Annotated in this window: 30 protein-coding genes and 1 riboswitch; of the genes, 21 read left to right on the top strand and 9 right to left on the bottom strand. The window is 63.7% G+C overall.

What is annotated here, in order from left to right; genetic code table 11:
- Positions 1-23: 23 nt before the first annotated feature.
- Positions 24-239 carry a hypothetical protein gene (locus ACSQ84_RS30105; protein WP_436215352.1) on the bottom strand — a complete coding sequence of 72 codons (216 nt, stop codon included), beginning with the start codon at positions 237-239 and terminating at the stop codon, positions 24-26.
- 247 nt (positions 240-486) lie between these two features.
- Here ACSQ84_RS30105 and ACSQ84_RS30100 point away from each other — a divergent pair, with 247 nt between their 5' ends.
- From ACSQ84_RS30100 to ACSQ84_RS30085, 4 genes are all read left to right on the top strand, one after another.
- Positions 487-981 carry a PRC-barrel domain-containing protein gene (locus ACSQ84_RS30100; protein WP_436215351.1) on the top strand — a complete coding sequence of 165 codons (495 nt, stop codon included), beginning with the start codon at positions 487-489 and terminating at the stop codon, positions 979-981.
- 166 nt (positions 982-1,147) lie between these two features.
- Positions 1,148-1,297 (top strand): hypothetical protein, encoded by a 150-nt coding sequence (locus tag ACSQ84_RS30095; RefSeq protein WP_436215350.1) that lies wholly within the window; start codon positions 1,148-1,150, stop codon positions 1,295-1,297.
- A gap of 73 nt (positions 1,298-1,370) precedes the next feature.
- A complete protein-coding gene (locus ACSQ84_RS30090; RefSeq protein ID WP_436215349.1) occupies positions 1,371-1,673 on the top strand; it encodes a plasmid stabilization protein in 303 nt (100 codons plus the stop codon).
- Between the two features lie 129 nt (positions 1,674-1,802).
- Positions 1,803-2,036, top strand: a complete 234-nt coding sequence (locus ACSQ84_RS30085) for a hypothetical protein (protein ID WP_436215348.1) — start codon at positions 1,803-1,805, stop codon at positions 2,034-2,036.
- Positions 2,037-2,223: 187 nt separating this feature from the next.
- On the opposite strand, the gene ACSQ84_RS30080 is transcribed toward ACSQ84_RS30085, so the two are convergent.
- Positions 2,224-2,604 carry a hypothetical protein gene (locus tag ACSQ84_RS30080; protein ID WP_436215347.1) on the bottom strand — a complete coding sequence of 127 codons (381 nt, stop codon included), beginning with the start codon at positions 2,602-2,604 and terminating at the stop codon, positions 2,224-2,226.
- 162 nt (positions 2,605-2,766) lie between these two features.
- Positions 2,767-3,246: a Crp/Fnr family transcriptional regulator gene (locus ACSQ84_RS30075; RefSeq protein WP_436215346.1), complete on the bottom strand. Its 480-nt coding sequence runs from the start codon at positions 3,244-3,246 to the stop codon at positions 2,767-2,769.
- A gap of 307 nt (positions 3,247-3,553) precedes the next feature.
- Here ACSQ84_RS30075 and ACSQ84_RS30070 point away from each other — a divergent pair, with 307 nt between their 5' ends.
- Genes ACSQ84_RS30070 through ACSQ84_RS30060 form a run of 3 tightly spaced genes read left to right on the top strand, consistent with a single transcriptional unit; the run spans position 3,554 to position 6,432 of the window.
- Complete coding sequence (locus ACSQ84_RS30070) at positions 3,554-4,333, top strand: M15 family metallopeptidase (protein ID WP_436215345.1); 780 nt, start codon at positions 3,554-3,556, stop codon at positions 4,331-4,333.
- Positions 4,334-4,362: 29 nt separating this feature from the next.
- Positions 4,363-5,538, top strand: coding sequence for a caspase family protein (locus ACSQ84_RS30065; protein ID WP_436215344.1), 1,176 nt, complete (start codon positions 4,363-4,365; stop codon positions 5,536-5,538).
- Between the two features lie 33 nt (positions 5,539-5,571).
- Positions 5,572-6,432, top strand: a complete 861-nt coding sequence (locus ACSQ84_RS30060) for an alpha/beta fold hydrolase (RefSeq protein WP_436215343.1) — start codon at positions 5,572-5,574, stop codon at positions 6,430-6,432.
- Between the two features lie 183 nt (positions 6,433-6,615).
- Here ACSQ84_RS30060 and metW read toward each other — a convergent pair whose 3' ends face one another.
- Entirely contained in the window at positions 6,616-7,275 is a 660-nt protein-coding gene (gene metW, locus ACSQ84_RS30055; protein ID WP_436215411.1) for a methionine biosynthesis protein MetW, read from the bottom strand.
- Between the two features lie 7 nt (positions 7,276-7,282).
- On the bottom strand, positions 7,283-8,500 hold the full coding sequence (gene metX, locus ACSQ84_RS30050) for a homoserine O-acetyltransferase MetX (RefSeq protein WP_436215410.1): 1,218 nt from the start codon (positions 8,498-8,500) through the stop codon (positions 7,283-7,285).
- Between the two features lie 86 nt (positions 8,501-8,586).
- Positions 8,587-8,666: riboswitch (SAM riboswitch) on the bottom strand.
- A gap of 162 nt (positions 8,667-8,828) precedes the next feature.
- Here metX and ACSQ84_RS30045 point away from each other — a divergent pair.
- From ACSQ84_RS30045 to ACSQ84_RS30025, 5 genes are all read left to right on the top strand, one after another.
- On the top strand, positions 8,829-9,677 hold the full coding sequence (locus tag ACSQ84_RS30045; protein WP_436215342.1) for a chorismate mutase: 849 nt from the start codon (positions 8,829-8,831) through the stop codon (positions 9,675-9,677).
- Between the two features lie 38 nt (positions 9,678-9,715).
- Complete coding sequence (hisC, locus tag ACSQ84_RS30040; protein ID WP_436215341.1) at positions 9,716-10,813, top strand: histidinol-phosphate transaminase; 1,098 nt, start codon at positions 9,716-9,718, stop codon at positions 10,811-10,813.
- A gap of 7 nt (positions 10,814-10,820) precedes the next feature.
- The gene (locus tag ACSQ84_RS30035) at positions 10,821-11,762 is read left to right on the top strand and encodes a prephenate/arogenate dehydrogenase family protein (RefSeq protein WP_436215340.1); all 942 of its coding nucleotides are present in this window, start codon (positions 10,821-10,823) and stop codon (positions 11,760-11,762) included.
- A 342-nt stretch (positions 11,763-12,104) separates the two neighbouring features.
- On the top strand, positions 12,105-12,497 hold the full coding sequence (locus ACSQ84_RS30030; RefSeq protein ID WP_436215339.1) for a hypothetical protein: 393 nt from the start codon (positions 12,105-12,107) through the stop codon (positions 12,495-12,497).
- A gap of 206 nt (positions 12,498-12,703) precedes the next feature.
- Positions 12,704-14,212 carry a S8 family peptidase gene (locus ACSQ84_RS30025; RefSeq protein WP_436215338.1) on the top strand — a complete coding sequence of 503 codons (1,509 nt, stop codon included), beginning with the start codon at positions 12,704-12,706 and terminating at the stop codon, positions 14,210-14,212.
- 20 nt (positions 14,213-14,232) lie between these two features.
- Here ACSQ84_RS30025 and ACSQ84_RS30020 read toward each other — a convergent pair whose 3' ends face one another.
- A complete protein-coding gene (locus ACSQ84_RS30020; protein ID WP_436215337.1) occupies positions 14,233-14,946 on the bottom strand; it encodes a hypothetical protein in 714 nt (237 codons plus the stop codon).
- A 33-nt stretch (positions 14,947-14,979) separates the two neighbouring features.
- Complete coding sequence (locus ACSQ84_RS30015) at positions 14,980-15,936, bottom strand: sigma-70 family RNA polymerase sigma factor (RefSeq protein ID WP_436215336.1); 957 nt, start codon at positions 15,934-15,936, stop codon at positions 14,980-14,982.
- Positions 15,937-16,343: 407 nt separating this feature from the next.
- On the opposite strand from ACSQ84_RS30015, the gene ACSQ84_RS30010 reads away from it, so the two are divergent.
- The 9 genes from ACSQ84_RS30010 (at position 16,344) to ACSQ84_RS29970 (ending at position 24,940) form a co-directional block, all read left to right on the top strand.
- On the top strand, positions 16,344-17,435 hold the full coding sequence (locus ACSQ84_RS30010; RefSeq protein ID WP_436215335.1) for a hypothetical protein: 1,092 nt from the start codon (positions 16,344-16,346) through the stop codon (positions 17,433-17,435).
- Between the two features lie 227 nt (positions 17,436-17,662).
- Positions 17,663-18,712: a malate/lactate/ureidoglycolate dehydrogenase gene (locus ACSQ84_RS30005; protein WP_436215409.1), complete on the top strand. Its 1,050-nt coding sequence runs from the start codon at positions 17,663-17,665 to the stop codon at positions 18,710-18,712.
- Positions 18,713-18,900: 188 nt separating this feature from the next.
- Positions 18,901-19,524: a TRAP transporter small permease subunit gene (locus ACSQ84_RS30000; protein WP_436215334.1), complete on the top strand. Its 624-nt coding sequence runs from the start codon at positions 18,901-18,903 to the stop codon at positions 19,522-19,524.
- Positions 19,521-20,819 (top strand): TRAP transporter large permease, encoded by a 1,299-nt coding sequence (locus ACSQ84_RS29995; RefSeq protein ID WP_436215333.1) that lies wholly within the window; start codon positions 19,521-19,523, stop codon positions 20,817-20,819. Before ACSQ84_RS30000 ends, ACSQ84_RS29995 begins: the two co-directional genes overlap by 4 nt.
- A gap of 40 nt (positions 20,820-20,859) precedes the next feature.
- A complete protein-coding gene (locus ACSQ84_RS29990; protein ID WP_436215332.1) occupies positions 20,860-21,924 on the top strand; it encodes a TRAP transporter substrate-binding protein in 1,065 nt (354 codons plus the stop codon).
- Positions 21,921-22,544, top strand: a complete 624-nt coding sequence (locus ACSQ84_RS29985) for a HutD/Ves family protein (protein ID WP_436215331.1) — start codon at positions 21,921-21,923, stop codon at positions 22,542-22,544. Before ACSQ84_RS29990 ends, ACSQ84_RS29985 begins: the two co-directional genes overlap by 4 nt.
- A gap of 160 nt (positions 22,545-22,704) precedes the next feature.
- Positions 22,705-23,739, top strand: coding sequence for an amino acid ABC transporter substrate-binding protein (locus ACSQ84_RS29980; RefSeq protein ID WP_436215330.1), 1,035 nt, complete (start codon positions 22,705-22,707; stop codon positions 23,737-23,739).
- A gap of 18 nt (positions 23,740-23,757) precedes the next feature.
- Positions 23,758-24,648 (top strand): L,D-transpeptidase, encoded by an 891-nt coding sequence (locus tag ACSQ84_RS29975; protein ID WP_436215329.1) that lies wholly within the window; start codon positions 23,758-23,760, stop codon positions 24,646-24,648.
- Between the two features lie 145 nt (positions 24,649-24,793).
- The gene (locus ACSQ84_RS29970) at positions 24,794-24,940 is read left to right on the top strand and encodes a hypothetical protein (RefSeq protein WP_436215328.1); all 147 of its coding nucleotides are present in this window, start codon (positions 24,794-24,796) and stop codon (positions 24,938-24,940) included.
- A 207-nt stretch (positions 24,941-25,147) separates the two neighbouring features.
- Here ACSQ84_RS29970 and ACSQ84_RS29965 read toward each other — a convergent pair whose 3' ends face one another.
- Positions 25,148-25,372, bottom strand: coding sequence for a hypothetical protein (locus tag ACSQ84_RS29965; protein WP_436215327.1), 225 nt, complete (start codon positions 25,370-25,372; stop codon positions 25,148-25,150).
- 201 nt (positions 25,373-25,573) lie between these two features.
- The gene (locus tag ACSQ84_RS29960) at positions 25,574-26,761 is read right to left on the bottom strand and encodes a DUF2125 domain-containing protein (RefSeq protein ID WP_436215326.1); all 1,188 of its coding nucleotides are present in this window, start codon (positions 26,759-26,761) and stop codon (positions 25,574-25,576) included.
- Positions 26,762-26,774: the final 13 nt, after the last annotated feature.

Raw genomic sequence — 26,774 nt, 5'->3', positions numbered from 1 at the left:
GCTGAGTTCGGAGCGCGTGGGCGTCAGGAAATGTCACGCGGAAGTTTCCAGTCCGGCCGGGGGTCGTAGGGTTCTTCGACCCTGGCGACATGATAACCGCCGGGAACCACCTGACCGCCTTCCTCGTCCGCCACCGGAACGTCCGTAACAAGCCCCTCTATCAGGGCGGCTTCCCAAACCTCTTTCTCGGTGGGGAATGCAGGTCCGATCTGCTTGTCGCCTTCAAACAGCGCGTACATCTGGCCTCCTGACCAAAACCCCGCCAGCTACAGACGTAACTGACGGGGCTTTGAGATGCTTCCGGTGGATTTTTCCCTCGTCACATCACTCGAATAATCAACGCGTCCGAGGAAGGCCCGTTCCCGTTTTCCCCGCCCGCTTCGCCAGGAGGAAAGCCGCCGACCAGATCGTTCGCAACCACCACCATCACAACGAAACCTGATCGGCTGCGCCGCCATCAACGCGCGGCTCGAGCAACTCACTTTTTTGGAACGGTTCAACACCGCTGCTGTTAGCCAACATCATGAACAGTGCAGACTCATGAACCGTGGAGAACCGAATGCGGCTTATTCCTGCAGTAATCGTAGCTTGCACCCTGGCTTCGCCGATGGCGTGGCCCAGAACACGACGACTTCGCCCGGCGCTGCCGCTGCCCCTGTGCCGGCTGCTGGACCGTGGCGCGCTTCGAAGCTCGTGGGCGTAAACGTCTTCAATGAGCAGAACGAGAGGATCGGCGACGTCAATGACGTGATCATCGATTCCACCGGCAAGGCCGCTGGTGTGGTTATCGGGGTCGGCGGCTTTCCCGGCGCAGGAGAGCATCACGTCATGATGCCCCTCGATAAGGTCAAGTTCTCGAACGAGGCCGGCACGATGACGACCGGCTCGGCCGGTTCGGGTTCAAAGCAATGGTATCCGGACCGCGCTGTGGTTGGCGCCACCAGGGACCAGCTCGAGACGATGACCGAGTTCAAGTACTGACCGAAAGGCTTCGGATCGCGCTGACCTATGACCGAAGCCGCTAGCCCGGTTCGATACGCGCCAGCGGCTTTGGAAAAATCACAGCGACGGAGCAGGTCGGCCGGGTAAGGCAGTCCGTGAAAGGCGTTGATCGTACAAACGTGCTTTGGGGCGCTGGAGAAAAATCATGATCCGTAAACTGGCTTCGGGCCAATACCGGCTCTATTCCCGCAAGGTCAATCCCAAAACCGGCAAGAGGCGCAACCTCGGCACCTTCAAGTCCCGCGCGGCGGCCGAAAAGCATGAACGCGACGTACAGTATTTCAAGAGGCACTGAGGCCAGGGATCACCGAATTGGAACTCTTCAGACCGGATGGTGTTTTGCATCAAACAGCAAAAAGGAGGGTGTCATGCCGCGCGGCGACAAATCCGCCTACACCGACAAGCAAAAGCGTAAAGCCGAACACATCGAGGAAGGCTACGAGCACCGCGGCGTTCCCCGCGACGAAGCCGAACGACGGGCCTGGGCTACCGTGAACGCCGAAACCCACGGCGGCAAAAAGAGCGGGTCGGGGCGGGGCAAGAAGGAAGACCACGCGCCGTCCCGCAAGGGTGGCAAGCTCGGTGGAAAGGCCGCCGCGAAACGCCCGGCATCGGAACGTTCCCGCTCGGCAAAGAAGGCGGCACAGACCCGCAAGCGACGTGCAGCCTAGACCGCCCGATTTGAATCGGAGCGGAGTTCTGTTTTTTGATTTGACGCGTTTTCTTGACGCGAACCGGTATTGAGTTCGGCTGGAAAGCGCCTTGGAAACCGCCTTGGAAACCGCCTTGGGAGGCGAGATATGGCCACTTGCGAAACCTGCGGAAATTCGTACGACAAGGCCTTTCAGGTCTTCATGAACGGCACGTCGCATACGTTCGATAGCTTCGAATGCGCCATCCATGCCCTGGCACCAACCTGCAAGCATTGTGGAACGCGCATCGTCGGGCACGGCCTCGAAAAGGGCGGCGTCTTCTATTGCTGCGATCATTGCGCGCAGAACGACGGCGTCACCGGGCTGCGCGATCGTCTTTGATGCCTGACGTGGTTGTCGCCTCAACCAAGCCGGCGGCGGGCACCATCCCGTTCCGGAACGTGGGCCGCACGGGCGTCGGCAGAAAATCCAGAAGGCGGCTGGCCCGCGATAAGTGAGCAAAAACGACAAAGCCCGCCGGTTTCTTGCCCGGCGGGCTTGGTGGCTGCTTCCTTGATTGGAGGCTTGTTCAAGCTGTTTTGGCAAACATCGTCAGAACGCCGTCGGCGATGTTGATGGCTACGACTTGCGATGAGTTCAGGCCCTTGGCCTTGAGCACAGCTGCCGCCTCCGGCGTCGCGTCAATGGACTTCCGAAGCGACTGAATATCTTCCTCGCGTGTCTGGGCCACGAGTTCATCGACTTTCGAGCGCACCGCGGGTTGCAGATCCTTGACGTCGACGACCTGAATGCTGCGGATGACCGTACTGGACTGCGGGGTCTGCTCCTCGGATTGCGAGGGTGTCGATTGCGAGGGGCTGGATTGCGAAGGGTTGCCTTGTGCCTGCACGAAAGCGGGCGCGCCCAGAGAGAGGGCCGCAATGATGACGGATGTCGTAACGACGCGCATGCGCACTCCTTTTCGGTTTGATTCAGTTTGACCGGAGAGTCTTCTATCCGCACAATTTGGTTGGCGTCTGATTCCGATGTGGCCATTCGGTGAAACCAATGCGGCGGCAATGTGCACGCCGCCAGCCTGCCGGTTTGCCGGCCTCACGCACGCGAATCGGCGTCATTGATCCGCGTGAAGCATCTGCAGCTCGGCGATGCGGCTGTCGGCGCGGCGAAGCCGCCGGCAAAGCTCGCGGTTGATGTTCTGCATCACCAGCACATAGGCATGGATGTCGGTCTTGTAGCACGTGTAGAGCTGTCGGGCGGTGAGCTCGTACAGCACCGTAGCGCTCTCCGCGACGACGGTGGCCGACCGGTTCTGCATTTCGATCAGCGTCATTTCGCCGAAGAAATCGCCGGGATAAAGATCCGTCATGCGGATGACGCGCCCGGAATCCAGCAGCTTGCTCACCACCAGCTGACCGGCGTGAACAATGAACATCGAGCGCCCCGGTTCTCCTTCCGCGACGACGGTGGCGCCGGCGTCGAAGCGGCGTTCGACCAGCATTGAGACCAGGAGATCGAGGCTTGCGTCCGAGAGGCCGCCGAAGAAAGGCGTGGCGAGCAGGAACGCCTTCAGATCTGGGGAGCTGACAGCCATGGGGCTAATATACCCGCGCCCCCGGCGGCGGCAAGCGGCCCAGGCCCGACGCGACGGCTCTGCGACAGGTACGGCGCTGACTTGTCGGGTGCTCAGCGAAGGCGGAAGCGTGCCCGACTTTCTTGCGGAGGCCATTGGCGTCGATGCCGCTGACGATTCCGACATGGCCTCCGCGACGACGCGCGGCTCACGCGGCTCGGGTGAACAACGGCGCCGCCAATTTCCTTTTTCACCTGCCTCACGGTGATGTAGGATCGTGTTCGGGATACATTTGCTTCCCGGCATGGGAATCCTTGCGGATTTTGAAATGAGATACTGCTTTATCGGCTTGCTGCTCGCCAGTTTCAGCGCGCCCGCCCTGGCGGACCCCAAACTCGACGCCCTGGTGGCCGCCTACCCGGACACGCTCGCCTCCTACACCGACAGCGAACTGGTGTGGAAGGACGGCACGCGTATGCCGCTCGGCAGCGCGGTCGAGCGCCCGTTCACCGAAATGCTGGATCACGCCACCATCCGGGATCAGTTCGCCATCCCCTATCCGCTGGCGACGGCACCATTCCAGCCGCCCGGCACCAACGTCGACCCGGGCCGCATCCGAAACGAAGCTTTTTTTCTCAAGATGTATGGCGACTGCCGCAAGGGCCAGGTGCTGTCCAATCTTCGCGAGATCGCCTGGCTGCCCAGGCACGGCGGCGGCACGGTGCGCGCTACCGCCATCAACGGCGTTGCCGATCGGCTGGCGAAGGTTTCAGAAGAACTCGACGCGCTTCCGGCCGACCTGATCCGCTACCTCGTTCCGATGTCCGGCATCTATAACTGCCGGCCCATCGCGCAGACCAACCGGCTTTCGGTGCACGCCTTTGGCGCCGCGATCGACATCAATGCCAAGTTCGGCAATTACTGGCTGTGGTCGAAAGGTGCATCCGGCGCGATCGTCTGGCGCAACCAGATTCCGCAAAAAATCGTCGAGATTTTCGAGCGCCACGGCTTTATTTGGGGCGGCCGGTGGTATCATTTCGACAGCCTGCATTTCGAGTATCGGCCCGAACTGATTGCGCTTGCGAAGCAGGGCCGGCCGAACGACTAACTCAGCCGGGCGCGGCGTGAGGAGACACAATGAAAACCTCGTGGTTTATCGGCTTCATTCTGGTCCTGTCGCTGACCGCCGGTGCTGCTCGCGCAGAGAATCGATTTGCTTTCGTTGTCGGCAATGACGCCTACGTCAATGTGGATCCGCTCAAGAAGGCAGTAAACGACGCCCGCTCCGTCGGCCGCAGCCTTCAGCAACTCGGCTTCCAGGTGACGCTCGGAGAAAATCTTGGATGGCGGGATTTCGTCCAGAAGTTCAGCTCGTTCGAGAATTCGATTCAGCCGGGCGACACCGCCTTTCTGTTCTACGCCGGGCATGCCGTTGAAATCGACGGTGCGAACTTTCTGGTTCCGACCGATGCGCCGCGGGTGGCGGCGCAAGAGCAGCAAAGCCTGCTCAGGGACCTGACCATATCCACCGACAATCTGATCCAGCGGCTCAAGTCCCGCGGCACTCGCATCCAGATTATCGTGCTCGATGCCTGCCGCGACAATCCGTTTCGCCTCACCAACGGGCGCTCGGTGGGCGGTCTGCGCGGTCTTGCGCGCACCTCCATTCCCGGCGGCGTATTCATCATCTATTCGGCGGACTTCGGCGAATCCGCGATGGATCGGCTGTCCGACAGCGACACCAATGCGAATTCGGTCTTCACGCGAAGCTTCCTGCCGTTACTTGAGGACCCCGGGAATTCGCTGGTCGCAGTGGCCAAGCAGACACGCGCAAAGGTGAAGGGGCTGGCCAGCACTGTCGGGCAGACGCAATCACCTGCATATTATGACGGAGTCGACGGCGACATCTTCCTGTCCAGACAAGCCTCCCAGGCGACGACGCCTCCGATTCAAATTCCTCCGCCTGTGGCACAACCGGAAAAGCCGCGTGTCCCCGGGCCGGTCGCCTCGGCAACCAACGAGTCGATTCCACCTCCTCCAGCGCCGGCTCCGACTTCAAGGTCCGCGCAGGACTTCATGTTTGCCAATTCGGATAGCGTTCTGCTGACCCGTGCCATGCTGATCAATCTGTCACCGGATCAGCTTCGCATCGCGCGCAATGAAATTTATGCCCGGCGCGGCCGCTTCTTTCGTGATCCGGCCCTGAGCGCGCATTTCAAGCGCTTCGGCTGGTATCGGCCCTATGCCTGGGAGGTGCCGCTCAATGCGGTCGAAAAAGCCAACGTCAGTCTGATTGCGTCGCTGGAACGATAGAACGGATTGAATCCTTCCCAAGAGGAACCTCGAATGCCCTACGCTGTCGCCAAGGATAATGTCCGCCTTTATTTCGAAGAAGCAGGCACGGGAACGCCGATCATCTTCCTGCACGAGTTCGCGGCCGACCACACCAATTGGGAGCCGCAAATGCGCTACTTCTCGCGCGGCCACCGCTGCATCGCCTATTCGGCGCGCGGCTATACCCCCTCCGACGTGCCGCCGACATCGGACGTCTACACCTACAAGCATTTCTACACTGACGCGCTCGCGGTGCTCGATCACCTCGCAATCGCCAAAGCGCATTTCGTCGGGCTGTCGATGGGCGCCTATTCGTCGCTGCAGATCGGCCTCAACGCGCCGGAGCGCGCGCTGTCGATGACGCTGGCCGGCGTTGGCTCCGGCTCTGCCATCGAAAATCTCGACGCCTTCCGCGCGCAATGCCGCGCCAATGCCGAGCAGTACGAGGCGATCGGATCGGTCGCGGTCGCCAAGGCGACGCGCGAGGCGCCGAGCCGGATTCCCTTTCTGCTGAAAGACCCGCGCGGCCACGCCGATTTCTACGCCGCATTGGCGCGCCATGACGCCAAAGGCTCGGCCAACACCATGCGCAGCTTTCAGGGCGGTCGGCCCTCGATCTACACGCTGACCGATGCGATCCGCACCGTGCCGACGCCGGCGCTGATCATCTGCGGCGACGAGGACGACAATTGCATCGAGCCGAGCCTGTTCCTGAAAAAGCATCTGCCCGCGGCCGGGCTGACGTTCTTCCCGAAGTCGGGCCACGTGCTCAACCTGGAGGACCCCGCGCTGTTCAACGAAATGGTCGAGCGCTTTATTGCGCTGGTGGAAGCGGGGAGATGGCCGGTGCGGGATCCGCGGTCGATGGGGTGACGCCGGTGCGCTCCCTCTCCCGCCCTTGCGGGGGAGGGTTGGGGTGGGGGTGTCTCCACACAACGTGCTCGCCCGGTGGAGAGACCCCCACCCGCCGCGCTCTAACGAGCGCGTCGACCTAAGAGCGAGCTTCGCTCGTCTCGACCCCGCAAGCGGGAGAGGTAAGAACGATGACGGCGATAGTTACTTCTTCCCCCGGGTCAGCAAAAACACGCCCTGCTCGCCGAACATGTTCCAGAACCACCACGGCAGATTGAGCCGCAGCGGGCGGCCGTAGAGGTCGAGGGCGACCGCGCGTTCCATCTTGACGTTGATCTCGTCGCAGAGCTGCACGAAATCCTTGATGGTGCAGAAATGGATGTTCGGCGTGTCGTACCAGGTCGCCGGCAGGTTTTCGGTGCGCGGCATGTGGCCGCCGACCAGCAATTGCAGCCGCATCCGCCAGAACCCGAAATTCGGAAACGAGACGATGGCGCGATGGCCGATCCGCAGCAGGTTTTCCAAGACCACCCTCGGCTGCCGGGTCGCCTGAAGCGTCTGCGACAGGATCACATAGTCGAAGGCGTCGTCGGGATAATTGACGAGGTCGGTGTCGGCGTCGCCCTGCACCACCGCAAGGCCTTTGGCGACGCAGCGGTTGACGCCCTCGCGCGACAGCTCGATGCCGCGGCCGTCAATGCCGCGGCTTTCCAGCAGTTGCAGCAGTTCGCCGTCGCCGCAGCCGACGTCGAGCACCCTTGCGCCGCTCTGGACCATTTCGGCGACCAGCAAATGATCGCTGCGAAGATCTTCGGTGCGGTGCGGCTCGATGCCGTTGAGCGGCAGGGTCTGCTGAGACGACATCGACATATCAACCACCGGTCTCTTTCAGGCCCCGGGCCTTGCCTGCGGACTGCAGAAAGGCGCGGGAGATGTCGAAGAATTCGGGCACGTCGAGCAGGAAGGCGTCGTGGCCGCGATCGGTTTCGATTTCGGCGAACGACACCCGCGCGCTCGACGCGTTCAGCGCATGCACCAGCGCGCGAGATTCCGAGGTCGGGAACAGCCAGTCCGACGTGAACGACACCACGCAAAAGCGGGTCTGGATACCGCGGAACGCCTGCGCCAGCACGCCATTGTGGTCGGCGGCGATGTCGAAGTAATCCATCGCCCGCGTCAGATAGAGATAGGAGTTGGCGTCGAACCGCTCGACGAACGACGAGCCCTGATAACGCAGATAGCTTTCGACCTGGAAATCCGCGTCGAACGAGAACGTCGGCAGCTCGCGGTCCTGCATCCGCCGGCCGAATTTGCGATGCAAGGCCGCGTCCGACAGATAGGTGATGTGGGCCGCCATCCGCGCCACGCCGAGGCCGCGATGCGGATGCGTGCCATGGTCGAAATAGCGCCCGCCGCGCCAGTCCGGATCGGCCATCACCGCCTGGCGGCCGAGTTCATGAAACGCGATGTTCTGCGCCGAATGGCGCGTCGAGCAGGCGATCGCCAGCGTCGAGAACACGCGTTTGGGATAGGCCGCGGTCCATTGCAGCGCCTGCATGCCGCCCATCGAGCCGCCAACCACACAAAACAGCGTGTCGATGCCCAAGCGATCGATCAGCATGGTCTGCGCGCGCACCATATCGGGAATGGTGATGATCGGGAAATCGAGGCCCCACAGTTTGCCGGTGGCCGGATTGGTCGAGGCCGGCCCGGTCGAGCCCATGCAGCCGCCGATCACATTGCTGCAGATGATGAAATAGAGGTTGCTGTCGAGCGGCTTGCCAGGACCGACCAGGGTGTCCCACCAGCCGTGCTTGCCGGTGACCGGATGCGGATTGTTGACATGCTGATCGCCGGTCAGCGCATGGCAGATCAGAATGGCGTTGGAACGGTCCGCGTTCAGCTCGCCATAGGTCTGGTAGGCGATCTGGAACGGCGCCAGATCGACGCCGCAATCGAGCTTGAGCGGCTGGTCGATGCCGAACCTGACGACCTGCGACGTCGGATGGTCCGCCTCATGGGCCCGGTCCTCGCTATGGATGGAGGGACTCGGAATCGAAGGGCTCGGTATCGACTGCACATTCGTCATCTCGGCCACCGACCTCCTCGACGGAGGTCCTCTCGGACAGAAATCAGGCCATAAAAAACCCGGCCTGAACAAAGGTTCGACCGGGATCACTTCTGTCCCCGGCCTGTTTAGCGAGTTGTTTAACGTGGCTGCAAGCCGGCCGGCTCAAATGACCACGGAATGGGCCAAAGCTAGTCCGAAGCGAGCTTTTCGTCAAGGCAGGCCCATGGTTAACCCGCCCGCGACGTCCCCAATGGCGATGTTTCTCTTTGCTTTCGGTGGCCGTCTTTCCTAATCAATGTCGTTGTATTTGCCGGTGATTTCGGCCCCCGGCGCTAAAGGCTAGAACATGTCCAAAGCACCCCCCGCCCCGCCCTCGCTCGCGGTGCTGCGCCAGGAGATCGACGCGATCGACGAGCAGGTCCACCGCCTGTTGATGGCGCGTGGCGACATCATCGATCGGCTGATCCAGGTCAAGGAGACCCAGGAAGTCGGCTCGGCATTTCGCCCGGCGCGCGAGGCCGACATGATGCGGCGGCTGGTGGAACGGCACCGCGGCATCCTCCCGATCGACACCATCGAGAGCATCTGGCGGGTCATCATCTCGACGTTCACCTACGTCCAGGCGCCGTTCGCGGTGCATGCCGACGTCTCGGTCGGCGAATCCGCGATGCGGGATTCGGCGCGGTTTCATTTCGGATTCGTGGTGCCATACGTCTCGCACTTCAGCGCCCAAGCCGCGGTCGAGGCGGTGGCGAAATCGAAGGGCGATCTGGCGCTGGTCTCGGCGGCGTCGAGCCGCACACCGTGGTGGATCGAACTCGAAGCGGACGGCGCACCGAAGATCATCGCGCGGTGGCCGTTCCTCGAACGCGCCGACCATCCGGCCGCGTTGCCGGTATTCGTGGTCTCGCGCGTTGCCGACAACGCCATGGTGACCGAAGTCGAGACCTGGAGCGTGCGCGTCTCCGGCTGGAATGCCGAGATCGCGCGCGCGCTGGCGCCGCTCGCCGAAATCGTCGCCGTGCCCGATACCGCCTTCGACGGCGCGGCGCTGCTGGTGTCGATATCAGGCACCGGGATGGAGAAGATCAAGACCGCCCTGATCGAGGCCGGCGCGTCGGTGCGCTCCTCGGCCCTCGTCGGCAGCCACGCAACGCGTTATACGGTGCCCCCGAACGGGGCGGCCAAATCTTAAGTCGACAAGTCGACGCCCTGACGATCCGGAGCCCAAAAATGTCCCGCCCCGTGCCGAACCCCGGCATTCTCGATATTGCGCCCTACACCCCCGGCAAGAGCCCGGTGGCCGAGCCGGGCCGCAAGGTGTTCAAACTGTCCGCCAACGAGACGCCGTTCGGCCCGTCGCCGAAGGCGCTGGCGGCGTACCGGGACGCGGCCGCGCATTTGCATGACTATCCGGAAGGCACCTCACGCGTGCTGCGCGAAGCGATCGGCCGCGCCTTCGGGCTCGATCCTGCCCGCATCATCTGCGGCGCCGGCTCCGACGAGATCCTCAATTTGCTGGCGCACACCTATCTCAAGCACGGAGACGAGGCGATTTCGACCGCCCACGGCTTCCTGGTGTACCCGATCGCGACCATGGCGAACGGCGCCACGAACGTCGTGGCGGCCGAGACCAATTTCACCGCCGACGTCGATGCGATCCTAAAACTGGTTTCGCCGCGCACCAAGATGGTGTGGCTCGCCAATCCGAACAACCCGACCGGCACCTACATTCCGTTCGACGAGGTCAAGCGGCTGCGCGCCGGCCTGCCCGATCATGTGCTGCTGGTGCTCGACGCCGCCTATGCCGACTACGTCTCGCGCAACGATTACGAGCTCGGCATCGAGCTGGTGGCGACCACCGAAAACACCGTGGTGACCCACACCTTCTCCAAGATCCACGGGCTGGCGTCGCTGCGGATCGGCTGGATGTTCGGCCCGGCCAACATCGTCGACGCCGTCAACCGCATTCGCGGGCCCTTCAACGTCTCGACGCCGGCGATGCTGGCGGCGGTCGCCGCGATCGAGGACACCGCCCACGTCCAGATGTCGAAGAACTTCACCGAGCACTGGCGCAACTGGCTGACCGAAGAAATCAGCAAGCTCGGGCTGAAGGTGACGCCGAGCGTGGCGAATTTTGTGCTGATCCATTTTCCGCTGGAGAAGGGCAAGACCTCGGCGGATGCCGATGCGTATCTGACCAGGCGCGGCCTCGTGCTGCGGGCGTTGAACAATTACGGCCTGCCGCATTCACTGCGGATGACCATCGGCACCGAAGAGGCCAACCGCCTCGTCGTCGACGGCCTGCGCGATTTCATCGCGGGCAAGTGAGAGCCAAGTGAGTACCGAACCCCTCTTCAAACGCGTCGCGCTGATCGGCTTCGGCCTGATCGGCGGTTCGATCGCCCGCGCCGCCCGCGCGCAAGGGCTTGCCGGCGAGATCGTCACCACGGCACGCTCCGCCAAGACCCGCGCGCGGGTGGAAGAATTGCGCGTCGTCGACCGCGTGCTGGAAACCAACGCCGAAGCGGTCAACGGCGCCGACCTCGTCATCCTCTCCATTCCCGTCGGTGCCTGCGGTCCGGTCGCGGAGGAGATTGCGCCATTCCTCGAAGCGGGCGCGATCGTGTCCGACGTCGGCTCGGTCAAGGGCGCCATCGCCCGCGACATGGGACCGCATATCCCGCCGGGCGTCCACTTCGTTCCCGCCCATCCCGTCGCCGGCACCGAGCATTCCGGTCCGGACTCCGGCTTTGCCGAACTCTTCATCAACCGCTGGTGCATCCTGACGCCGCCGGAAGGCACCGATGCCGCGGCGGTGGAAAAGCTGCGCGCGTTCTGGGCCGGGCTCGGCGCCAAGGTCGAGATCATGACGCCGGACCATCACGATCTGGTGCTGGCGATCACCAGCCATCTGCCGCATCTGATCGCCTACACCATCGTCGGCACCGCCGATGAGCTGGCGCAGGTGACGTCGTCGGAAGTGATCAAATTCTCCGCCGGCGGTTTTCGCGATTTTACGCGCATCGCGGCGTCGGACCCCACAATGTGGCGCGACGTGTTCCTGGCCAACAAGGAAGCCGTGCTGGAGATGCTCGGCACCTTCAACGAGGATCTCTCCAAGCTCACGCGCGCGATCCGGCGCAACGACGGCGAGGCGCTGTTCGAGCACTTCACCCGCACCCGCGCCATCCGCCGCGGCATCGTCGAGATCGGCCAGGATTCGGCGGCGCCCGACTTCGGCCGCCCGCACGCGAATTTAACGAAGAAGCCGGAGTAGGACGAAGGGGCCGCTCCACCGCGGCGGCGTCCTACCCGCGAATGAAAGCGTGTCCGCATGCCCGCGGTCCGACGGGCAGCTGTGTCGACCGCATCCCGACCCAACGTCCGCGATGGCCAGCGCCCCCTGCTTCGGGACGGGACGGCCCGCGATCTTTTTTAAAAGATCGGACGGGGGAATCCACGTTGAAATGGTTGGCAAATTCGAGCGTGCCCGCGTTGCCGGCCGCAACAATCAAGAAAAATAATCGAGAATCGGCGCGGTACCGGAAAAAAACGGAAGCCTGTCCGTCTCTGAAGTCATGGGCCGGATTGGCCGGCCCCAGCCAGAAGGACAAGCACCATGTCGATCTATCGCAAAGTTCTGACCACCACCCTGTTCGCTGCCACGATCCTCTGCGGCGCGGGCGCTACCGTACTGACCACTTCGTCTCCCGCCGCGGCGCAGGTCAGGCCCAACTACGGCGGCTTCACGTACCTTGGCAACGCGTCGGCCTACACGTTCGCCCCCCGCAGCGGCCAGATGGGCAACGTGACGTTCTTCGGCGGGCGGCCCGTGGCCCTGCCGAGCCGTCCCGGCCAGATGGGCAACGTGACGTTCCTCGGCGGAGCGCGGCCGTATGCCCTTCCATCGCGCAGCGGCCAGTACGGCGGCGTGACGTACTTCGGCCCCCGCCCGATGAACGCGGTGCCGATCCGCACCGTCCCGACGCCGGGCGTCATCCGGATCCGTTGAGCAGGGTTAACCCGACAGCGACGCCAAGGGGCTCGAATTCACGAGCCCCTTGGCTGTTGCGGCTTGCGCCAATTTCGCAACTGAACGGCCTCAGCAGCAGCGGTAAGCAACGTGAACGGCCGCACTGTCTGGATCGCACCGCGGTCCTGCGGTAAGCTATGTTTGTTGTACAATGCCCCCGTTGGACCTGCTTCCGGAGCATCCCGATGTTCGGCGCACGATCGTCCAGGCGTCTCATCATCCTGCTTGCAATCCTGGGCGCGGGCACCGGCGGCATCGCCTTGCCGTCTATGGCGGGAATGGGCGTGGGAGTCGAACGTTCGATTACCAGCAACGCGGTCCAGCAGGCCGTCGAATCTGCCCGCGACAAGAGCCGGAAGCCCTCCGGCGGCGCCGGCAAGGAGTCCAAATCCGGTACGAAGGCCGTTCCTGCCGAAAAGAAGCCCGTCCAGGCCACGAAAAGAGAGCGTAAGGAAGACAGGAGGCCGGATGGCCGCTCACCGCAGCAGGCGACGCGCACCCCGAGCGGCGTCCCGCCGGCGGGTGAACGGCGCTACGTGCCGAGCGAAGTGGTGGTTGAAGTCGCCAATACCATGAACAGCCAGCAGATCGACACGCTGGCCCAGCGGTTTCGTCTCGCCAATCTCGAGACATTCAACTTCCAGCTTGGCGGCACCACGCTGGTGCGCTTGCGAATTCCCGATGCTCGTTCGGTGACGACCGTGGTGCGCGCGCTCGAGACCGATGCCAGTGTGCTGTTTGCACAACCGAACTATCTCTACGCCCTGATCGAGCAAAAAAGCGCGGTAGCGGCAACCGGTTCGGGCGAGGGCGATCCCGGACAATACATGCTGGACATGCTGGAAAAGATGCGGCTTCGCGAAGCGCATCAGCTGGCGCGTGGCAACAAGGTCCTGGTTGCGGTGATCGATTCCGGTATCGATGTGGCGCATCCCGATCTTGCCGGTGACATTGTCGATACGTTCGACGCGATCGGATCAGATGTCGGTGTCCAGGTCCATCCCCACGGCACCGCCATTGCCGGCGGCATCGCAGCCAATGGCCGCCTGCTTGGCGTGGCGCCGGGCGCTCAGATTCTCGCCATACGGGCCTTCGCTGGAAGCGGCCGCGCCGAGAACGGCACCAGCTTCGCCATCATGAAGGGACTGGACTGGGCGCTGCTGCACGGCGCCCGCGCGATCAATATGAGCTTCTCGGGTCCGAAGGATCCCGGCGTCACGCGCGGCATCGCCGCAGCCTACGCCCGGAACGTCATCATGATCGCCGCCGCCGGCAACAAGGGCGCCAGCTCGCCGCCGCTTTTTCCAGCGGCCGACCGCAACGTCATCGCGGTGACCTCGATCGGCGCGGACGACCGGTTGCCGGCATTCGCCAACCGGGGTCCTCATATCGCGGTCGCAGCACCGGGAGTCGATCTGGTCCTGCTTGCACCGAATGACAGTTTGCAACGCACGTCCGGAACGTCGTTTTCAGCGGCCTATGTTACCGGAACGGTGGCGCTGATGCTCGAACGCAGACCGGGACTAACGCCCGAAGCGGCGCGCGAGGCCTTGACGAAGACCGCACGCCGTCTCGGCGCCCTTGCCGTCGATCAACAGTCCGGCGGCCTCGTCGACGCCTACCAGGCGATTCTCGCGGTTGGCCCGGCGGAGGCGAGCGAGTCGATCGCAATCCCGGCCGCGAGCCGCCAATAGGCTTCAAGCGAGAGATCACGCTATTTCTTGACGGCACCGTCGCGCTTCGGCTCCGGCGGATCGCAGGGATCCTTCGCAGCAGCGCCATTCGACGAGGCTTCCTTGCGCTCCGGAATGGCGGCCCCCGTCTTTCCGGCCTTGGCATTTTTTTCCTTTTCCTTGCAGGCCTGCAGTCGCGCAGCTTCGGTGTCAGCGTCGGAAACGCCGCTCAACTCCGGCTCGCCCGGTCCGCCGAACCGGCTGCTGAGGATCAAGCCCGCGGGTATGGTGACGATCAGCGCCAGCGCAGCCACTAGCGCAAGGGTGAGCCGCTGTCGCGGCAACAAATCCGCGAATGAGAACCACCATCGCGCCCGCAGCTCGACCGGAGGCGGCGGCGCCGGAGTGAACTGCGCGCCGGCACGCGCCAGCAGGTGCTTCGGAACTTCAACCGGATGATCGGCGACCGAGTAGACGAGATCGGCAGCCGATTCGACCTCGGCGCGCAGGCCCGGTTCTCGCGCCAGAGCGCTGGCAAACCTGTCGCGCGCCGCACCAGACAATCGGCCATCGATGAAGGCTGCAACGGAGGCAGGGCTGGAATCCGGACTGGAGGGCGCCGCAGGCCGCTCGGCCAGCCCTTCGGACAGGGTGGCCGCGAGCCTTGCGCGCAGCCGGTCCGACGACCCCGCCGCCGGCGGCTCGGCCGGCTCGTCGAGCAGGCGTTCGATCTCGCGTTTGAAGTCATCGGTCATGGTCTGTTATTCCAATCCTGGCCCCCATCAGATTCAGACGGACGAAGCCGGCCTTTTCTCACGAGCAGATTCACTTTTTCCGAGCCGCGCCGCAATCTCGGTTAACCAGCGCTGCGCTCGCTGTTTCAGGCGATAGACCTCCTCGACGGGCAACTGCATCGCGCGAGCGATCTCACGCGCCGGCATTGGATCGGTCGCCGAAAACACGACCTGGAGATAAAGCTGCTCCTCCGCTGGCAGTTCGGCGGCCGCGGATTTGACCGCCGCCAGCAGCGACGAGCGGGTCTGTTGTTCCTCACTGTCCAGCAGTTGCTGTTCGGGAGTTCCGCCGGAATCCGGAACCGAGAGCCCCTCGCCGTCTTCGCCCGAATTGTCCAGCGAGACCAATTCGCTGCGCGGGGACGCGACGCCCGGCGCCAGGGATACGAGCTCAGCAAGGCGTGCCATGGCGATTCCAATTTCTGCGGCGTCGGGATCCCGTTCGAAGCGCCCGCGCATGGTCATGGCGAGCCGCTCGGCATCGGCCGGGTGCATATTCCAGACGATCGCCGCGTAGATGTCCTGATCGAGTTGCGGCAGGCGCGCGACCGCTGCGGGAAGGCGCCGCCTCGGCGCATCCCGCCGTACCAGATCGATCAAGACGCGTTCGGCAATGGTGAGGACGAACCCGGCAAAGCTGCCGAGCCCGTCATAAGCGCGGATGCGGCGATAATCGTCCTCGATGAATTTGAGGCAAATCTCCTGATAGGCGTCTTCGCGCTGGCCCGTGCCGGCTTCGCGCGGAAACCGCCGCACCACCCGGCGACGAAGATCCGCTCCAAAGAATCGCTCGAAGCGCGCCCAGCTGTTGCGGGGCGTCTCGACAAAGCTGCGCGCGAGCCGGTCCGCCAGAATGTCGCGCGCGACGATGGCAAGATAGGTGGACAGGCGGCTCTGTCCGTCGAACGCCCTAAGCCGCTCGTAACCTTCGGCCTTGAGGCCCTCGACCACTCCGAGGAAGGCGGCCTCGCCATCGGCGCCGTCGCCTTCGAGCTTGACCACGACGGACCAGAGGGTGGCAGCGGTGGCGTCCAGAAATTGTTGCGCAGCAGCCGAATCTCCGGCCACGACCGCTTTGACAAGCTCAATCTCGGGCCGCGGATCTGCACGAAGCATGGGCCAATCCCAGGGAGTGCTCTGGCGTTAAAAAAACCTAATACAGGACAGCCCGTCCGCACAAAGGAAAAGCCGGGGTTTGCGCTCCCTGCAAGCCCATCCGAGCCCATCAAATGGGGGATTCTCGGATTATTGGAACTTTCGCCGGGCCGGTGTGTCTTCGCTGCACTAGCCAGGGTGGGGCAATGCGGCCCTTATGGGGGAGTAAATTCCGGTTAATTCTTTTCGCGGCGGGGGGCCACGTGAAATTCCCGGCGGTAACATCAAGAGGCATCGTTGGGACGCTGGCGCTTGCTGGCCTTGCCGGCATCAGCGCGACGCCTGGCCAGGCAAACCCGGTAATCGAGCAGGATGTTGTGCGCAACGCCGTGCAGAACATCCTGTGGACGGTACGCGATCAAATCCAGAATCGAAGGCTGACGCCACCGGCGCCGGGCGCGATGCGCTTTACGGGTGAGGAATCGGAATTCGACAATAAGCGCCCGTTCGAGCAGAACCCCGCCCGTCACGCCTTCGACGCCCTCGGTTATGCCAAGGCACCTGCGATGGCAGCCGCGCCGCTCCCCACCTGGCTCTACGGGGTCAACGCCATCGGCGCTTATGATGAAACTCTGACGGCCGGAGTTGTGACAAAGGCGACGAGCGGCACCGGCGCGTTTGACGCCACCAAGATCGGTATCTTTACGGCGAGCGACGCGCTGACGTTTGTTGTTACCGGGAGCGGAATCTGGGCCCGTACCTTTGGTGTGGACATCGATACGGCCGCCGGCGCCGGAACGGTAGCTTACACCAACGGAGGCTTCTCTGCGGACTTCACCACAGCCGCGACCTGGTCGCGCGCCAGCGCGTTGAACGTCGGCATCGCCGCGCCGCCAAATACCAGTTCGGTCAGCTACACCGGCAACGTTCAGTACAAATACGATCTGCTGTACGGGGCCTATATCGAGCCGACGATCGGCGTGACGTATACGGAACTCTACACCGCGAACTTCGGCGCCAAGACGGGTGACAGCACCGAGCTGCATGGCGGCGGCCGCATCGGCACCGAAATGAACTGGATGAGCTTCAAGGTACAGCCGCAGCTTTCGGTCGCCGCGTTCAGGAATGTTGATCAGTCCGGGGTGCTCGCCGGTGCCGGGCCGGGCCTGCCCATCCCGGTTGCCGCCGCTACCAGTTCCGGAATGGGTTACCGCGGAGCCGCCAGGGTCAACGTGATCTGGACGCCTAATTTCTCGTCCTTCCTGGATGTTCACGGCTCGGGAATCGCGGGAACGAATACCACCGTGGCGACGCAAACCGTCGGCGGCTCTGCCGGCATGCGCTACAGCTGGTAGCGTTTCCCCATACCTACTTCTTCTGGACCATACGACGAAGTAGCGCGCGCCCACGACGTTATCGCTGGCGAAAATTTGCCTTCGCGCAGCTGGTTATTTGCGCCTGATTCCCCACCGACGAATTCGCATCTTCACCTGCGTTAGCGGGTTGATGAGAGCTCCCCCGTTATGGTTGGTTGTCGACCGACATTTGGCTGCGAAGGTGCGGCCGGCGGAACGGAGTGAAGATGATCATCGGCCACGAGAAGCTGCTTGCGCTTGCCAACCGCATCGTCGCCGCCGGCGGCAGTTCGCCCACGGAAGCTGCCATCGTTGCCGAGCATCTGGTCGAGGCCAATTTGCGCGGCCATGACAGCCATGGCGTCGGCATGCTGGTCGCCTATGTGCGCGACCTCGAGACCGGCACCCTGAAGATCAACCAGCCGCCCGAGATCGTCTCGGATACCGGCACCATCTCGGTATGGGATGCCCGCGCCGGCTACGGCCAGGTGGTTGCGCGGCAGGCGGTGGAATGGGCGATCGAGGCGGCGAGGAAGCATGGCGTGGCGGTGAACGGGCTGCGCAATGCGCACCATATCGGCCGCGTCGGCACCTATGGCGAAATCGCCGCGCGCGCGGGCATGGTGGCGCTGCATTTTGTCAATGTCGCTTCGGGCGCACCGGGCGTCGCGCCGTTCCGCGGCCGCGAGGGCAGATTCCTGACCAACCCGGTCTGCATCGCGATCCCCGGTACCGACAACAACGAGCCGATCCTGCTCGATTTCGCCACCAGCCGGGTAGCGCTCGGAAAGGTGCGGGTGGCGCACAATGCCGGCAAGCCGATGCTGGACGGCGCGTTGCTCGACCACGCCGGCCAGCCCACCACCGACCCGTCGGTGATGTACACCGAGCCGCGCGGCGTGGTGTTGCCGTTCGGGGAGCACAAGGGCTCCGGGCTGGCGCTGGTATGCGAACTATTGGCCGGCGCCATCGTCGGCTCGCCCAGCGTCACCACGTCGACGCCACCCGAACGCGGCATCATCAACGGCATGCTCAGCATCGTGATCGATCCTATCAGGCTGTCGACGCGCGACAGCATGATGGCCGAAATCGACGACATGCTTTCCTGGGTAAAGTCGGCCAAGCCCGCCGACCCGGATCTGCCGGTGCTGGTCGCCGGCGAGCCCGAGCGGCTTGCGCGGGCGCAGCGTATCGCCGATGGCATCGAAATCGACGACACGACCTGGGGCCAGTTGATGGCGATCGCCGAGCGCTATCAGATACGGCTTCAAAGCTGAGGTCACCGGGGCCGAGCGATCGAAGCACTCATGCCCAGCCCGCCCTCACTCCGCGCGGCCATTGGCCGGAGGCAGCGACCCATCGAGGTTTGACGACCGCTCGTTGAAACCCTACGGTTCCAGGCAGGCCACATGTCGCATGCGGCCCTGGTGCGCGTGGCTCGAAGGTGAGCGGTAGAAAACGGTCGATGAGTAACCCTGATCCGCTCCTGCCCGACGAGCCCCTGCCACAGCGCATCTCGAGGATTTTCGCCTGGTTCGCCGGCGCCTGTATCCTGTTTGGCTGCGGCGCGCTGATCTCGGCCGACGTCATTACGCGTTTCCTGTTCAAGCGCGGCATGATCGAGAGTTTTGAGATTTCGGGCTACATGCTCGCGGCCTGTATCGGCCTCGGCCTCGCCTTCACCGTTACCTCGAAGTCCAACATCCGGGTCGACATCCTGCTCGATGCCTTCCCCTACCGTCTGCGCGCGGCCTGCGATCTGCTCGCCTCCATCGCCCTTGCCGTCATCGCGCTGGCGTTGGTCTGGTTCTGCTGGAAGACCCTGGCGCAATCATGGGCCATGAACGCCCGGTCGACCTCGATCATGCAGACGCCGATGGTGCTGCCGCAAGGCGTCTGGTGGATCGGCCTGTTCTGGTTCGCCTTCATGGCCGTGCTGCTGCCGCTGCAAGCCATCACGCGTCTTCTGGCAAGGGACCAGCGCGGCTTCGACAAATTGATCGGCAGCTTGCGCGTGACGGAAGAGCTGGAGCAAGCCGGCATCGACCTAGCCAAGGCAGAGCCGAAGCCGGAGGCGCCGCGGCCATGATCGGCACCGCGTTCAGCCTGCTGATCGGCCTGATGGCGCTTAGTTTGCCCGTTGCGGCTGCGCTCGGGTTGATGGGCTATATCCTCTCGCAGAAATACGCGTTCTTTCCCTTGACCGGCGCGCTCGGCGAACTGGCCTGGAATACGTCGAACGACTTCATTCTGATCGCCGCGCCGATGTTCATCATGATGGGCGAACTGATGCACCGCTCCGGCATGAGCGAGCGGCTGTTCAGCGCCCTCGCCCCGTGGTTCGCGCGCGTGCCGGGCCGGCTGATCCATACCAACATCGCCGCCAGCGCCATCTTTGCCGCCACCTCGGGCTCATCGGTGGCGACCGCCGCGACGATCGGCACGGTCGCAATCCCCAACATGGACAAGGGCGGCTACAATCCGCCATTGTTTCTCGGGTCGATCGCCGCAGGCGGCACGCTCGGGATCCTGATCCCGCCGTCCATCAACATGATCATCTACGCGGTCTTGACCGACACCTCGGTCGCCCAGCTGTACGCCGCGGGATTCATCCCCGGCTTCATGCTGGCCGGGCTGTTCTCGCTGACCGTGTTTGCCGTCGCGATCTGGCGGCCGGGACTGGCGGGGCCGGCGGGCGAGACCGCCGGACTGTGGCCGCGACGGATCGCCGGGCTGAAACACCTGGTGCCGCCGCTCGGCCTTTTCCTCACCGTGGTCGGCTCCATCTATATCGGCATTGCCACCCCGACCGAGGCCGCGGCGCTTGGGCTGATGGCGACGCTGGGTCTGGTGGCGGCCAACGGCCAGCTGACATTGCCCGTGCTGGTCCGCGCCTTCGAAGGCACCGTGCGAACCACCTGCATGATCATGCTGATCATCATCGCCGCCTTCTTCCTCAATTTCGTGATGGTCTCGATCGGCCTCGTCAAGGCGGTCACCGATTCGGTGCTGTCGCTGGGCCTGCCGCCGACGGCGATGCTGCTCGCGATCATTGCTTTTTATCTGATCCTCGGCTGCTTCATGGAGACCCTGTCGATGATGATCGCGACCACGCCGGTGGTCGTGCCTGTCATCACCGCGATGGGGTATAGCCCGATCTGGTGGGGCATCATCTTCGTGATCCTGATGGAGGCGGCGCTGATCACCCCGCCGGTCGGCCTGAACCTCTATGTGGTCCAGTCGGTGCGCGGCCGCGGGCCGTTCTCGGATCTGTGCATCGGCGCCCTTCCCTTTGTCGGCGCGATGATCATGATGATCGGCATTCTGATCGCCTTCCCTGACCTAGCGCTTTGGCTGCCGAGCTTGCTGCAACCGAACAAATAGCCGGCCGAAAGGCTGGCCTGGCCCCTGAGGAGACCTGATGATGTCGATGCGATCAATTGTTGCCGCACTAGCCGTGGTCACCGCCGCCGGCCTCGCGCCGCTGCCGGTGGCGGCCCAGACCCAGGGACTGCCTGCCACCTCGTTCAACGTGGTCGGCAGCATCGGCAATCTGTCGATGTATCTGAACCGCGAAGTGCCGTTCTGGAACGAGAGCGTACCGAAGGAATCCGCCGGCGCGATCAAGGTCCAGTTGAAATCCTTCACCGAACTCGGACTGAAGGGGCCGGAGATCTTCAGGCTGGTTTCTTCCGGCACGCTGCAGTTCGCCACCACCGTGCTGAACTACAATTCCGGCGAAGTGCCGATGAATGAAGCGGCCGACCTGGTCGGCCTCGTCGGCTCGGTGGAGGAGTTGCAGAAGGCCGTCAACGTCCTGCGCCCGAGCTACGCCAAGTTTCTCGAGGAAAAACACGGGCTCAAACTGCTTGGCTTCGGCTCCTATCAGGCCCAGGTGATCTATTGCCGCGATGCCTTCACCAATGTCGCGGACCTCAAAGGACGCAAGGTGCGGGCGTCCGGCGCTTCGCAGCAGGCGTTCGTCTCTTACATCGGCGGCTCTCCGATCACCATCGCCTTCGCCGAGGTGCAACCGGCGCTCGCGAGCGGCGTCATCGATTGCGCCATCACCGGCGCGCTGTCCGGCTACCGATCGAAGTGGCATGAATCGGCAAAGTTCATCTCGCCGATGCCGATCAATTTCGGGCTCGCTGCCCACCTTGCCAATCTCGCATGGTGGAAAACGCTGGACCCGAAGGTGCAGGCCTTCCTGGAGACCCATGTCAGGAAGCTCGAAGATTCGATCTTCGAACAGGCCAAGTCCGAAACCCAGACCGGCATCGACTGCAACACCGGCAACGCCGCATGCAAGGAAGGCCAGCCGGCGGCGATGAAACTGGTCGCCGTGACGCCGGCCGACGAGACCCTGCGCAAGGATGCGCTGGTTAAGGCGATCATGCCCGGCTTTGCGCAACGCTGCGGTGCCGAGTGCGTCGCCAGCTGGAATGCGACCATCGGCCAGTCGCTCGGCCTCAAGATGGGCCAATGAGTTCCACACGAATGGCCGGCGGGATCGAGCTAACGCCGCTCGATCCCGCCGGCTACCGGCATATGCCGTGGAAGAACGGCGGCGGGGTGACGATCGACATCGCCGTATCCATGCTTCCCGGATTCGCGCCGGGCGGCTGGGAAGGAATAGTCTGGCGATTCAGCCGGACCGCCATCGTGACAGCGGGCGCGTTCTCGGACCTGAGCGGCTTCGACCGTCAGCTGGCGCTGGTCGCCGGTCAGGGACTCGTGCTCGAAACGGCTGTTGGCGAGATCGACGTCCGGCAGCCATTCAGGCCGGTGCGGTTTAGCGGCGAGACCGCGATTGTCAGCCGGCTCGAAGCCGGGCCCGTCGAGGTCGTCAATCTGATTGGTGATCGGTCGCGCGTGTCGATCGAGCTTTGCTGCGTTCCGGGCGGCGCAACGCACACCTGCCCGTCCGGCGTCCACATCATCTATGCGGCTGCAGCTTCCTGCGAACTGTCGATCAATGACAGTGCCCGCGAGGTCGCGGCCGGCCATGCGGTGCGCATCGATGCCGGAGAAAGATTTGCGGTCGTAAACCGCCTTGGCACCGCGATCGTCGCCAGTATTATTCCCGTGGCGCGGACATCCGCCTGACCCGCGCGGTTCCCCGTGCGCAAGCGAGTGGTTCCAAAAAAATACATTTGCCGGGAAACACATTGGTAACGCTTCCGGTTGTGTTAGCTTGCCAACATCCCTTCGGCCGAAGACCTTGCCGCCACCAAAGAAACTGCCGTCACCGATCGCGGGTAAAAAAATGTCCGGTATCAAGAAACGACCCATCATCGCCCCCGTCATCGCGTTGCTGGCCTTGCTGTTCGCGAGCGGCGATCCGGCGCGGGCCCAGACCCTGAACGCCGTCAAGCAGCGCGGCACGCTGAATTGCGGCGTCGGCCAGGGGCTGCTCGGCTTTTCCAGCATGGATGACAAAAACGCCTGGAGCGGCTTCGACGTCGATCTTTGCCGCGCCCTTGCGGCGGCGATCTTCGACGACCCGGCGAAGGTAACGTTCACGCCGCTCGATGCGGCCACGCGCTTTGCCGCGCTGCAATCGAACAAGGTCGACGTGCTGTCGCGCAACTCGACCTGGACGATGTCGCGGGAAAGTTCGCTCGGCCTGATGTTCGTCGGCGTCGCCTATTACGACGGACAGGGTTTTCTGCTGCGCCGGGACGCCAGGATCGACACCGCCTTGCAGCTCGGCGGCAAGACCGTGTGCACCCAGACCGGCACCACGACCGAGCTGAATCTCGCGGATTATTTCCGCGCCAACGACATGCCGCTCAAGGTATTGGCGCTCGCGACCGCCGAGGAAAGCCTGAAAGCCTATGACGATCGCAAATGCGACGTGCTGACCAGCGACGTCTCGCAGCTGTACGCCGAACGCCTCAAGCTTGGCGCGCCGGACAGCCACATCATCCTGCCGGAAGTGATTTCAAAGGAGCCGCTCGGACCCGCGGTGCGGCAAGGCGACGACCAGTGGTTCAATCTGGTCAAGTGGACGCTCTATTCCCTGATCAATGCCGAGGAGCTCGGCGTCAAGCAGGCTGGCATCGACGACGCGGTGAAATCAGCCAATCCCAACATCAGGCGCCTGCTCGGCACCGAGGGCGAATTCGGCGCGCAGTTGGGCATTGCGAACGACTGGGCCGCACGCGCCGTGCGCGCCGTCGGCAACTACGGCGAGATCTACGAGCGAAACGTCGGAACGCAGTCAAAACTCAGCATCCCGCGCGGGCTGAATGCGCTCTGGACCCAGGGCGGCATCCAGTACGCCCCTCCCGTCAGATAGTTCATCAGGGGTCAGGCCATGACCGTGGATTATTATGCGCTGCTGACCAAAGCCGTTGCCGGCAAGGACACGCTGGGGCGCGACAGGGTTTACCGGGACGCCCATGACCTCATTGCGAGGTCACACCTGAACCGCGAGGTCGCCGCCTCGCACGTCGCAGCCCTCGAAGCTGCGATCCGGCGCATCGAGGACGACATCGCCGTCGAGGAAGGCCGCGACGCCGCTCAAATCAACGAGGTGTTGTCACCGGCGGGCAGCAACTGGAAGCCATGGGCGTTCGGTGCCGCCGCGCTCGCGGTCGCCATCGCCCTGGCGGCGCTGGTCTATGGATATGTCGTCACCAGAGGCCCCACCCTCGTCGCCACCGGCGTGACGGCGCCACCACCGAAGGCGGCACGCGCCCGCGAAGACGTCGTGATGGCGGACCTGAAGCCCGGCGAAGACGGCGGCTCCTCCGGCGAAGGCCTGCCGTTTTCGCTGCAGCGCCAAGTGGTGTTCTACCGCACCACCGTCGTCCCCGGATCGATCGTGGTCGACCGGGAAAATCGCTTTCTCTATCTGATTGATGGCAACAATTCCGCGCGCCGCTACGGCATCGGGATCGCGCAGGAATGCCTCAAGGGCGGCAGCTTGTTCCGTGTCACCAACAAGCTTGAATGGCCGGACTGGCGATCTTCAGCTGCGACCAGGGACGCCGAGGCCTTGGCCGCGTCGGCCGGCCGTCCCGGCAGTCCGCTTGGCGCCCGCGCGCTGCTGCTGGACAAGCCCGGCCTGCTCATTCACGGTACCAATTCGCCCAACACCATCGGCCACCTCGTCGCCTCCGGATGCATCCGGCTGGTCAATGACGACGTCGAGGATTTGTACCGGCGGGTTTCGCTGGAAACCCGCGTGGTGTTTGTGAGCTAGTGCTGGAGTTCGCGCCGACGGCGGGGGCAGGTAGTTCGCGACATCCGGCTGTGACTGTCGTCACAGCCACCCGGTCATGCCCCGCCTACACCCGCCATGACGGATGGCGGGGATGGTCCCTCCACCGACAACAGGAGAGACCAGCATGGAAAAGCTGAACGCCAAAGAGCGTGAACTGACCATCGACGAACTCGATGCCGCTTCGGGCGGCGCCCTCTACCAGCCGCTCAGCGTGGTTGCCATTGCCTTCCGCGTTGCAATCGAGTCCTTGGTTCACAAGATCATCCGCTAAGCGTCCTGCCAGCGCCGTAGGGTGTTCGATTTCTCGAAGGTGCTGGCAGCAAGCCTCGTGAACGGAGAACGCGCCGAAGGGCGCCGCGTCGCTACAAAAAAATCGACGTCTCCTGTCGGGACGACGCATCGAGGATGAAGTCAACTGAACGCAACAGCGAGACTGCCGAACCGATGCGGCCCGTCAGTCTCGCTTTGGGCAGTCAGCTCAGAAGATTGCGCTGATGCAGTAGCCGATGCCGCCGAGGAGTGCGCCGCCGATGGCACCCGGCACGGCGCCGATGCCGCCGACCGCCGCACCGCCCAGGCCGCCGGTCACGCCGCCGGCGCCCATCGCGACACCCAGTTCCTTCCAGAAGCCACCCGCCGCGGCATCGAGTTCATCGATCGACAGCTCGTGATTGGCAACATCGTTCTTCGTAACGTTCGTCATTCCCAATTCTCCATCCGTTGATGGTGCGAGACCACCCCGCAACCATCGTCAGCGTGTCGCAACAGTTCGGAGAACGCCGTGACGCGAGTCACGCAACGAGAACTTGACCTCGTTAAATACGCTGTTCCAGAAGGGGAACTAATCGAATCCAAAATGTCGGCAGCGAAGTTGGTGTGACCTGCACCGGGATGACATCGCCGATCAAAACAGCGGCGGGATCTGCGCCACTTTCAGCGGGCCCAAAAACACCGCGCCGTCGACGAAGCGCAGCGGGAAGGCGCGCGCCTTCTTACCGTCCAGTTCGGCTGCGGTGCCCAGCGAATTGATGCCGGCGGCAACGCCGACATTGGTGTTCTGCTTGACGACCTTGCCGAGGCCGGGAATCGCCTTGTCGAGTGCGCCGAACAGATTGGTGAGGTCCTGGCTTTTCACGCCCGGCGCCACGCGATCGAGCGTTGCCTGCGGGACGCCCTGCTCCAGCATTTTGTCGATACCCAGCGCCGGAATCACGCGCTCCAAACCCGTCACCGTCATCTGCAACTCGCCCTCGATCTGCCCCTGCGCATTGAGGCCCAGTGTCCCCGCGGCAATAGCGACCAGTTCGCCCTGCTCGATCCGCGAGCGCACGATCTCGACCTTGCCGCCCGCAGCCTGCATTTCGCGAAATCGCTCGGGCCACGGCTTTGGCGAAAAATCCTTCAAGCCGCTGAGTTTGGTCTCGACATCGGATTTGAACGGTGTCGCCAGCAGCGGATGCAGCTCCTGCACGCTGCCCCCTGATATCTTCAGCGCGGTCTGGATCACGGGATTTGCGATCGATGATCCTTCCGCAAGCCGGCCGTGCAGTTCAACGCTGGTGGCGCGCGCCAGCGGCGTCTGCACCGGTCCGTTGACGCGATCGATCGATGGATTGTCGAACACGATCGAAGCGCGCTCCGGAACGGCCGGCAGCCCGGCGACGCTGCTGCGGGCAACACTCCAGTTCACCTTCAGCGACGGCGGCTGGCCGCGATCGGCAATCGTCGCCGGCGCCTTGAATTCGGCGATCAATAACTTCGGCTGGTAGATCGAGGCGATCACCATGATTTCGCCGAGCCGCGCCGTGAACGGCGCCTGCGCGCCCGCGGTTTGCGACACCAGCGTTACGCTGGCGTCCTCGCAGCGGACTTCGAGCCGGAACGGATAGCCCGCGACCGAGCGCTTGCCGCAATCGTAGATCCGGCCGGCCTTGGCTTCCTGCGCCCGCCAGGCGTCGGCACGGACGCCGACCTCGGACGCCGCATAGAACCAGAATCCGCTCCAGGCGACGGCCGCCACCACCAGAAGAGCGGGCAGGATGAAAAGGCGCCAAAGCGGGCGCCGGCGCGGCGCAGGGGTGATGTCGGGCATGCGGCGACCTTTG

The organism is Bradyrhizobium sp. LjRoot220, assembly GCF_964252915.1.
GTDB lineage: Bacteria > Pseudomonadota > Alphaproteobacteria > Rhizobiales > Xanthobacteraceae > Bradyrhizobium.
The sequence above is the reverse complement of the archived record's forward strand: the minus strand, read 5'-3'. Positions and strand labels throughout refer to the sequence as shown.

Bases quoted from the DNA above. Each gene is read 5' to 3' on its own strand.
- ACSQ84_RS29990 (WP_436215332.1), top strand. From the start codon at position 20,860: ATGTCGATGCGATCAATTGTTGCCGCACTAGCCGTGGTCACCGCCGCC.
- ACSQ84_RS30075 (WP_436215346.1), bottom strand. From the start codon at position 3,246: ATGGCTGTCAGCTCCCCAGATCTGAAGGCGTTCCTGCTCGCCACGCCT.
- ACSQ84_RS29985 (WP_436215331.1), top strand. From the start codon at position 21,921: ATGAGTTCCACACGAATGGCCGGCGGGATCGAGCTAACGCCGCTCGAT.
- ACSQ84_RS29995 (WP_436215333.1), top strand. From the start codon at position 19,521: ATGATCGGCACCGCGTTCAGCCTGCTGATCGGCCTGATGGCGCTTAGT.
- ACSQ84_RS30105 (WP_436215352.1), bottom strand. From the start codon at position 239: ATGTACGCGCTGTTTGAAGGCGACAAGCAGATCGGACCTGCATTCCCC.
- hisC (WP_436215341.1), top strand. From the start codon at position 9,716: ATGTCCCGCCCCGTGCCGAACCCCGGCATTCTCGATATTGCGCCCTAC.
- ACSQ84_RS29970 (WP_436215328.1), top strand. From the start codon at position 24,794: ATGGAAAAGCTGAACGCCAAAGAGCGTGAACTGACCATCGACGAACTC.
- ACSQ84_RS30060 (WP_436215343.1), top strand. From the start codon at position 5,572: ATGCCCTACGCTGTCGCCAAGGATAATGTCCGCCTTTATTTCGAAGAA.
- metW (WP_436215411.1), bottom strand. From the start codon at position 7,275: ATGTCGTCTCAGCAGACCCTGCCGCTCAACGGCATCGAGCCGCACCGC.
- ACSQ84_RS30070 (WP_436215345.1), top strand. From the start codon at position 3,554: ATGAGATACTGCTTTATCGGCTTGCTGCTCGCCAGTTTCAGCGCGCCC.
- ACSQ84_RS29975 (WP_436215329.1), top strand. From the start codon at position 23,758: ATGACCGTGGATTATTATGCGCTGCTGACCAAAGCCGTTGCCGGCAAG.
- ACSQ84_RS30005 (WP_436215409.1), top strand. From the start codon at position 17,663: ATGATCATCGGCCACGAGAAGCTGCTTGCGCTTGCCAACCGCATCGTC.
- ACSQ84_RS30045 (WP_436215342.1), top strand. From the start codon at position 8,829: ATGTCCAAAGCACCCCCCGCCCCGCCCTCGCTCGCGGTGCTGCGCCAG.
- ACSQ84_RS29960 (WP_436215326.1), bottom strand. From the start codon at position 26,761: ATGCCCGACATCACCCCTGCGCCGCGCCGGCGCCCGCTTTGGCGCCTT.
- ACSQ84_RS30080 (WP_436215347.1), bottom strand. From the start codon at position 2,604: ATGCGCGTCGTTACGACATCCGTCATCATTGCGGCCCTCTCTCTGGGC.
- ACSQ84_RS30000 (WP_436215334.1), top strand. From the start codon at position 18,901: ATGAGTAACCCTGATCCGCTCCTGCCCGACGAGCCCCTGCCACAGCGC.
- ACSQ84_RS29965 (WP_436215327.1), bottom strand. From the start codon at position 25,372: ATGACGAACGTTACGAAGAACGATGTTGCCAATCACGAGCTGTCGATC.
- ACSQ84_RS30025 (WP_436215338.1), top strand. From the start codon at position 12,704: ATGTTCGGCGCACGATCGTCCAGGCGTCTCATCATCCTGCTTGCAATC.
- ACSQ84_RS30020 (WP_436215337.1), bottom strand. From the start codon at position 14,946: ATGACCGATGACTTCAAACGCGAGATCGAACGCCTGCTCGACGAGCCG.
- metX (WP_436215410.1), bottom strand. From the start codon at position 8,500: ATGACGAATGTGCAGTCGATACCGAGCCCTTCGATTCCGAGTCCCTCC.
- ACSQ84_RS30065 (WP_436215344.1), top strand. From the start codon at position 4,363: ATGAAAACCTCGTGGTTTATCGGCTTCATTCTGGTCCTGTCGCTGACC.
- ACSQ84_RS30090 (WP_436215349.1), top strand. From the start codon at position 1,371: ATGCCGCGCGGCGACAAATCCGCCTACACCGACAAGCAAAAGCGTAAA.
- ACSQ84_RS30095 (WP_436215350.1), top strand. From the start codon at position 1,148: ATGATCCGTAAACTGGCTTCGGGCCAATACCGGCTCTATTCCCGCAAG.
- ACSQ84_RS29980 (WP_436215330.1), top strand. From the start codon at position 22,705: ATGTCCGGTATCAAGAAACGACCCATCATCGCCCCCGTCATCGCGTTG.
- ACSQ84_RS30085 (WP_436215348.1), top strand. From the start codon at position 1,803: ATGGCCACTTGCGAAACCTGCGGAAATTCGTACGACAAGGCCTTTCAG.
- ACSQ84_RS30030 (WP_436215339.1), top strand. From the start codon at position 12,105: ATGTCGATCTATCGCAAAGTTCTGACCACCACCCTGTTCGCTGCCACG.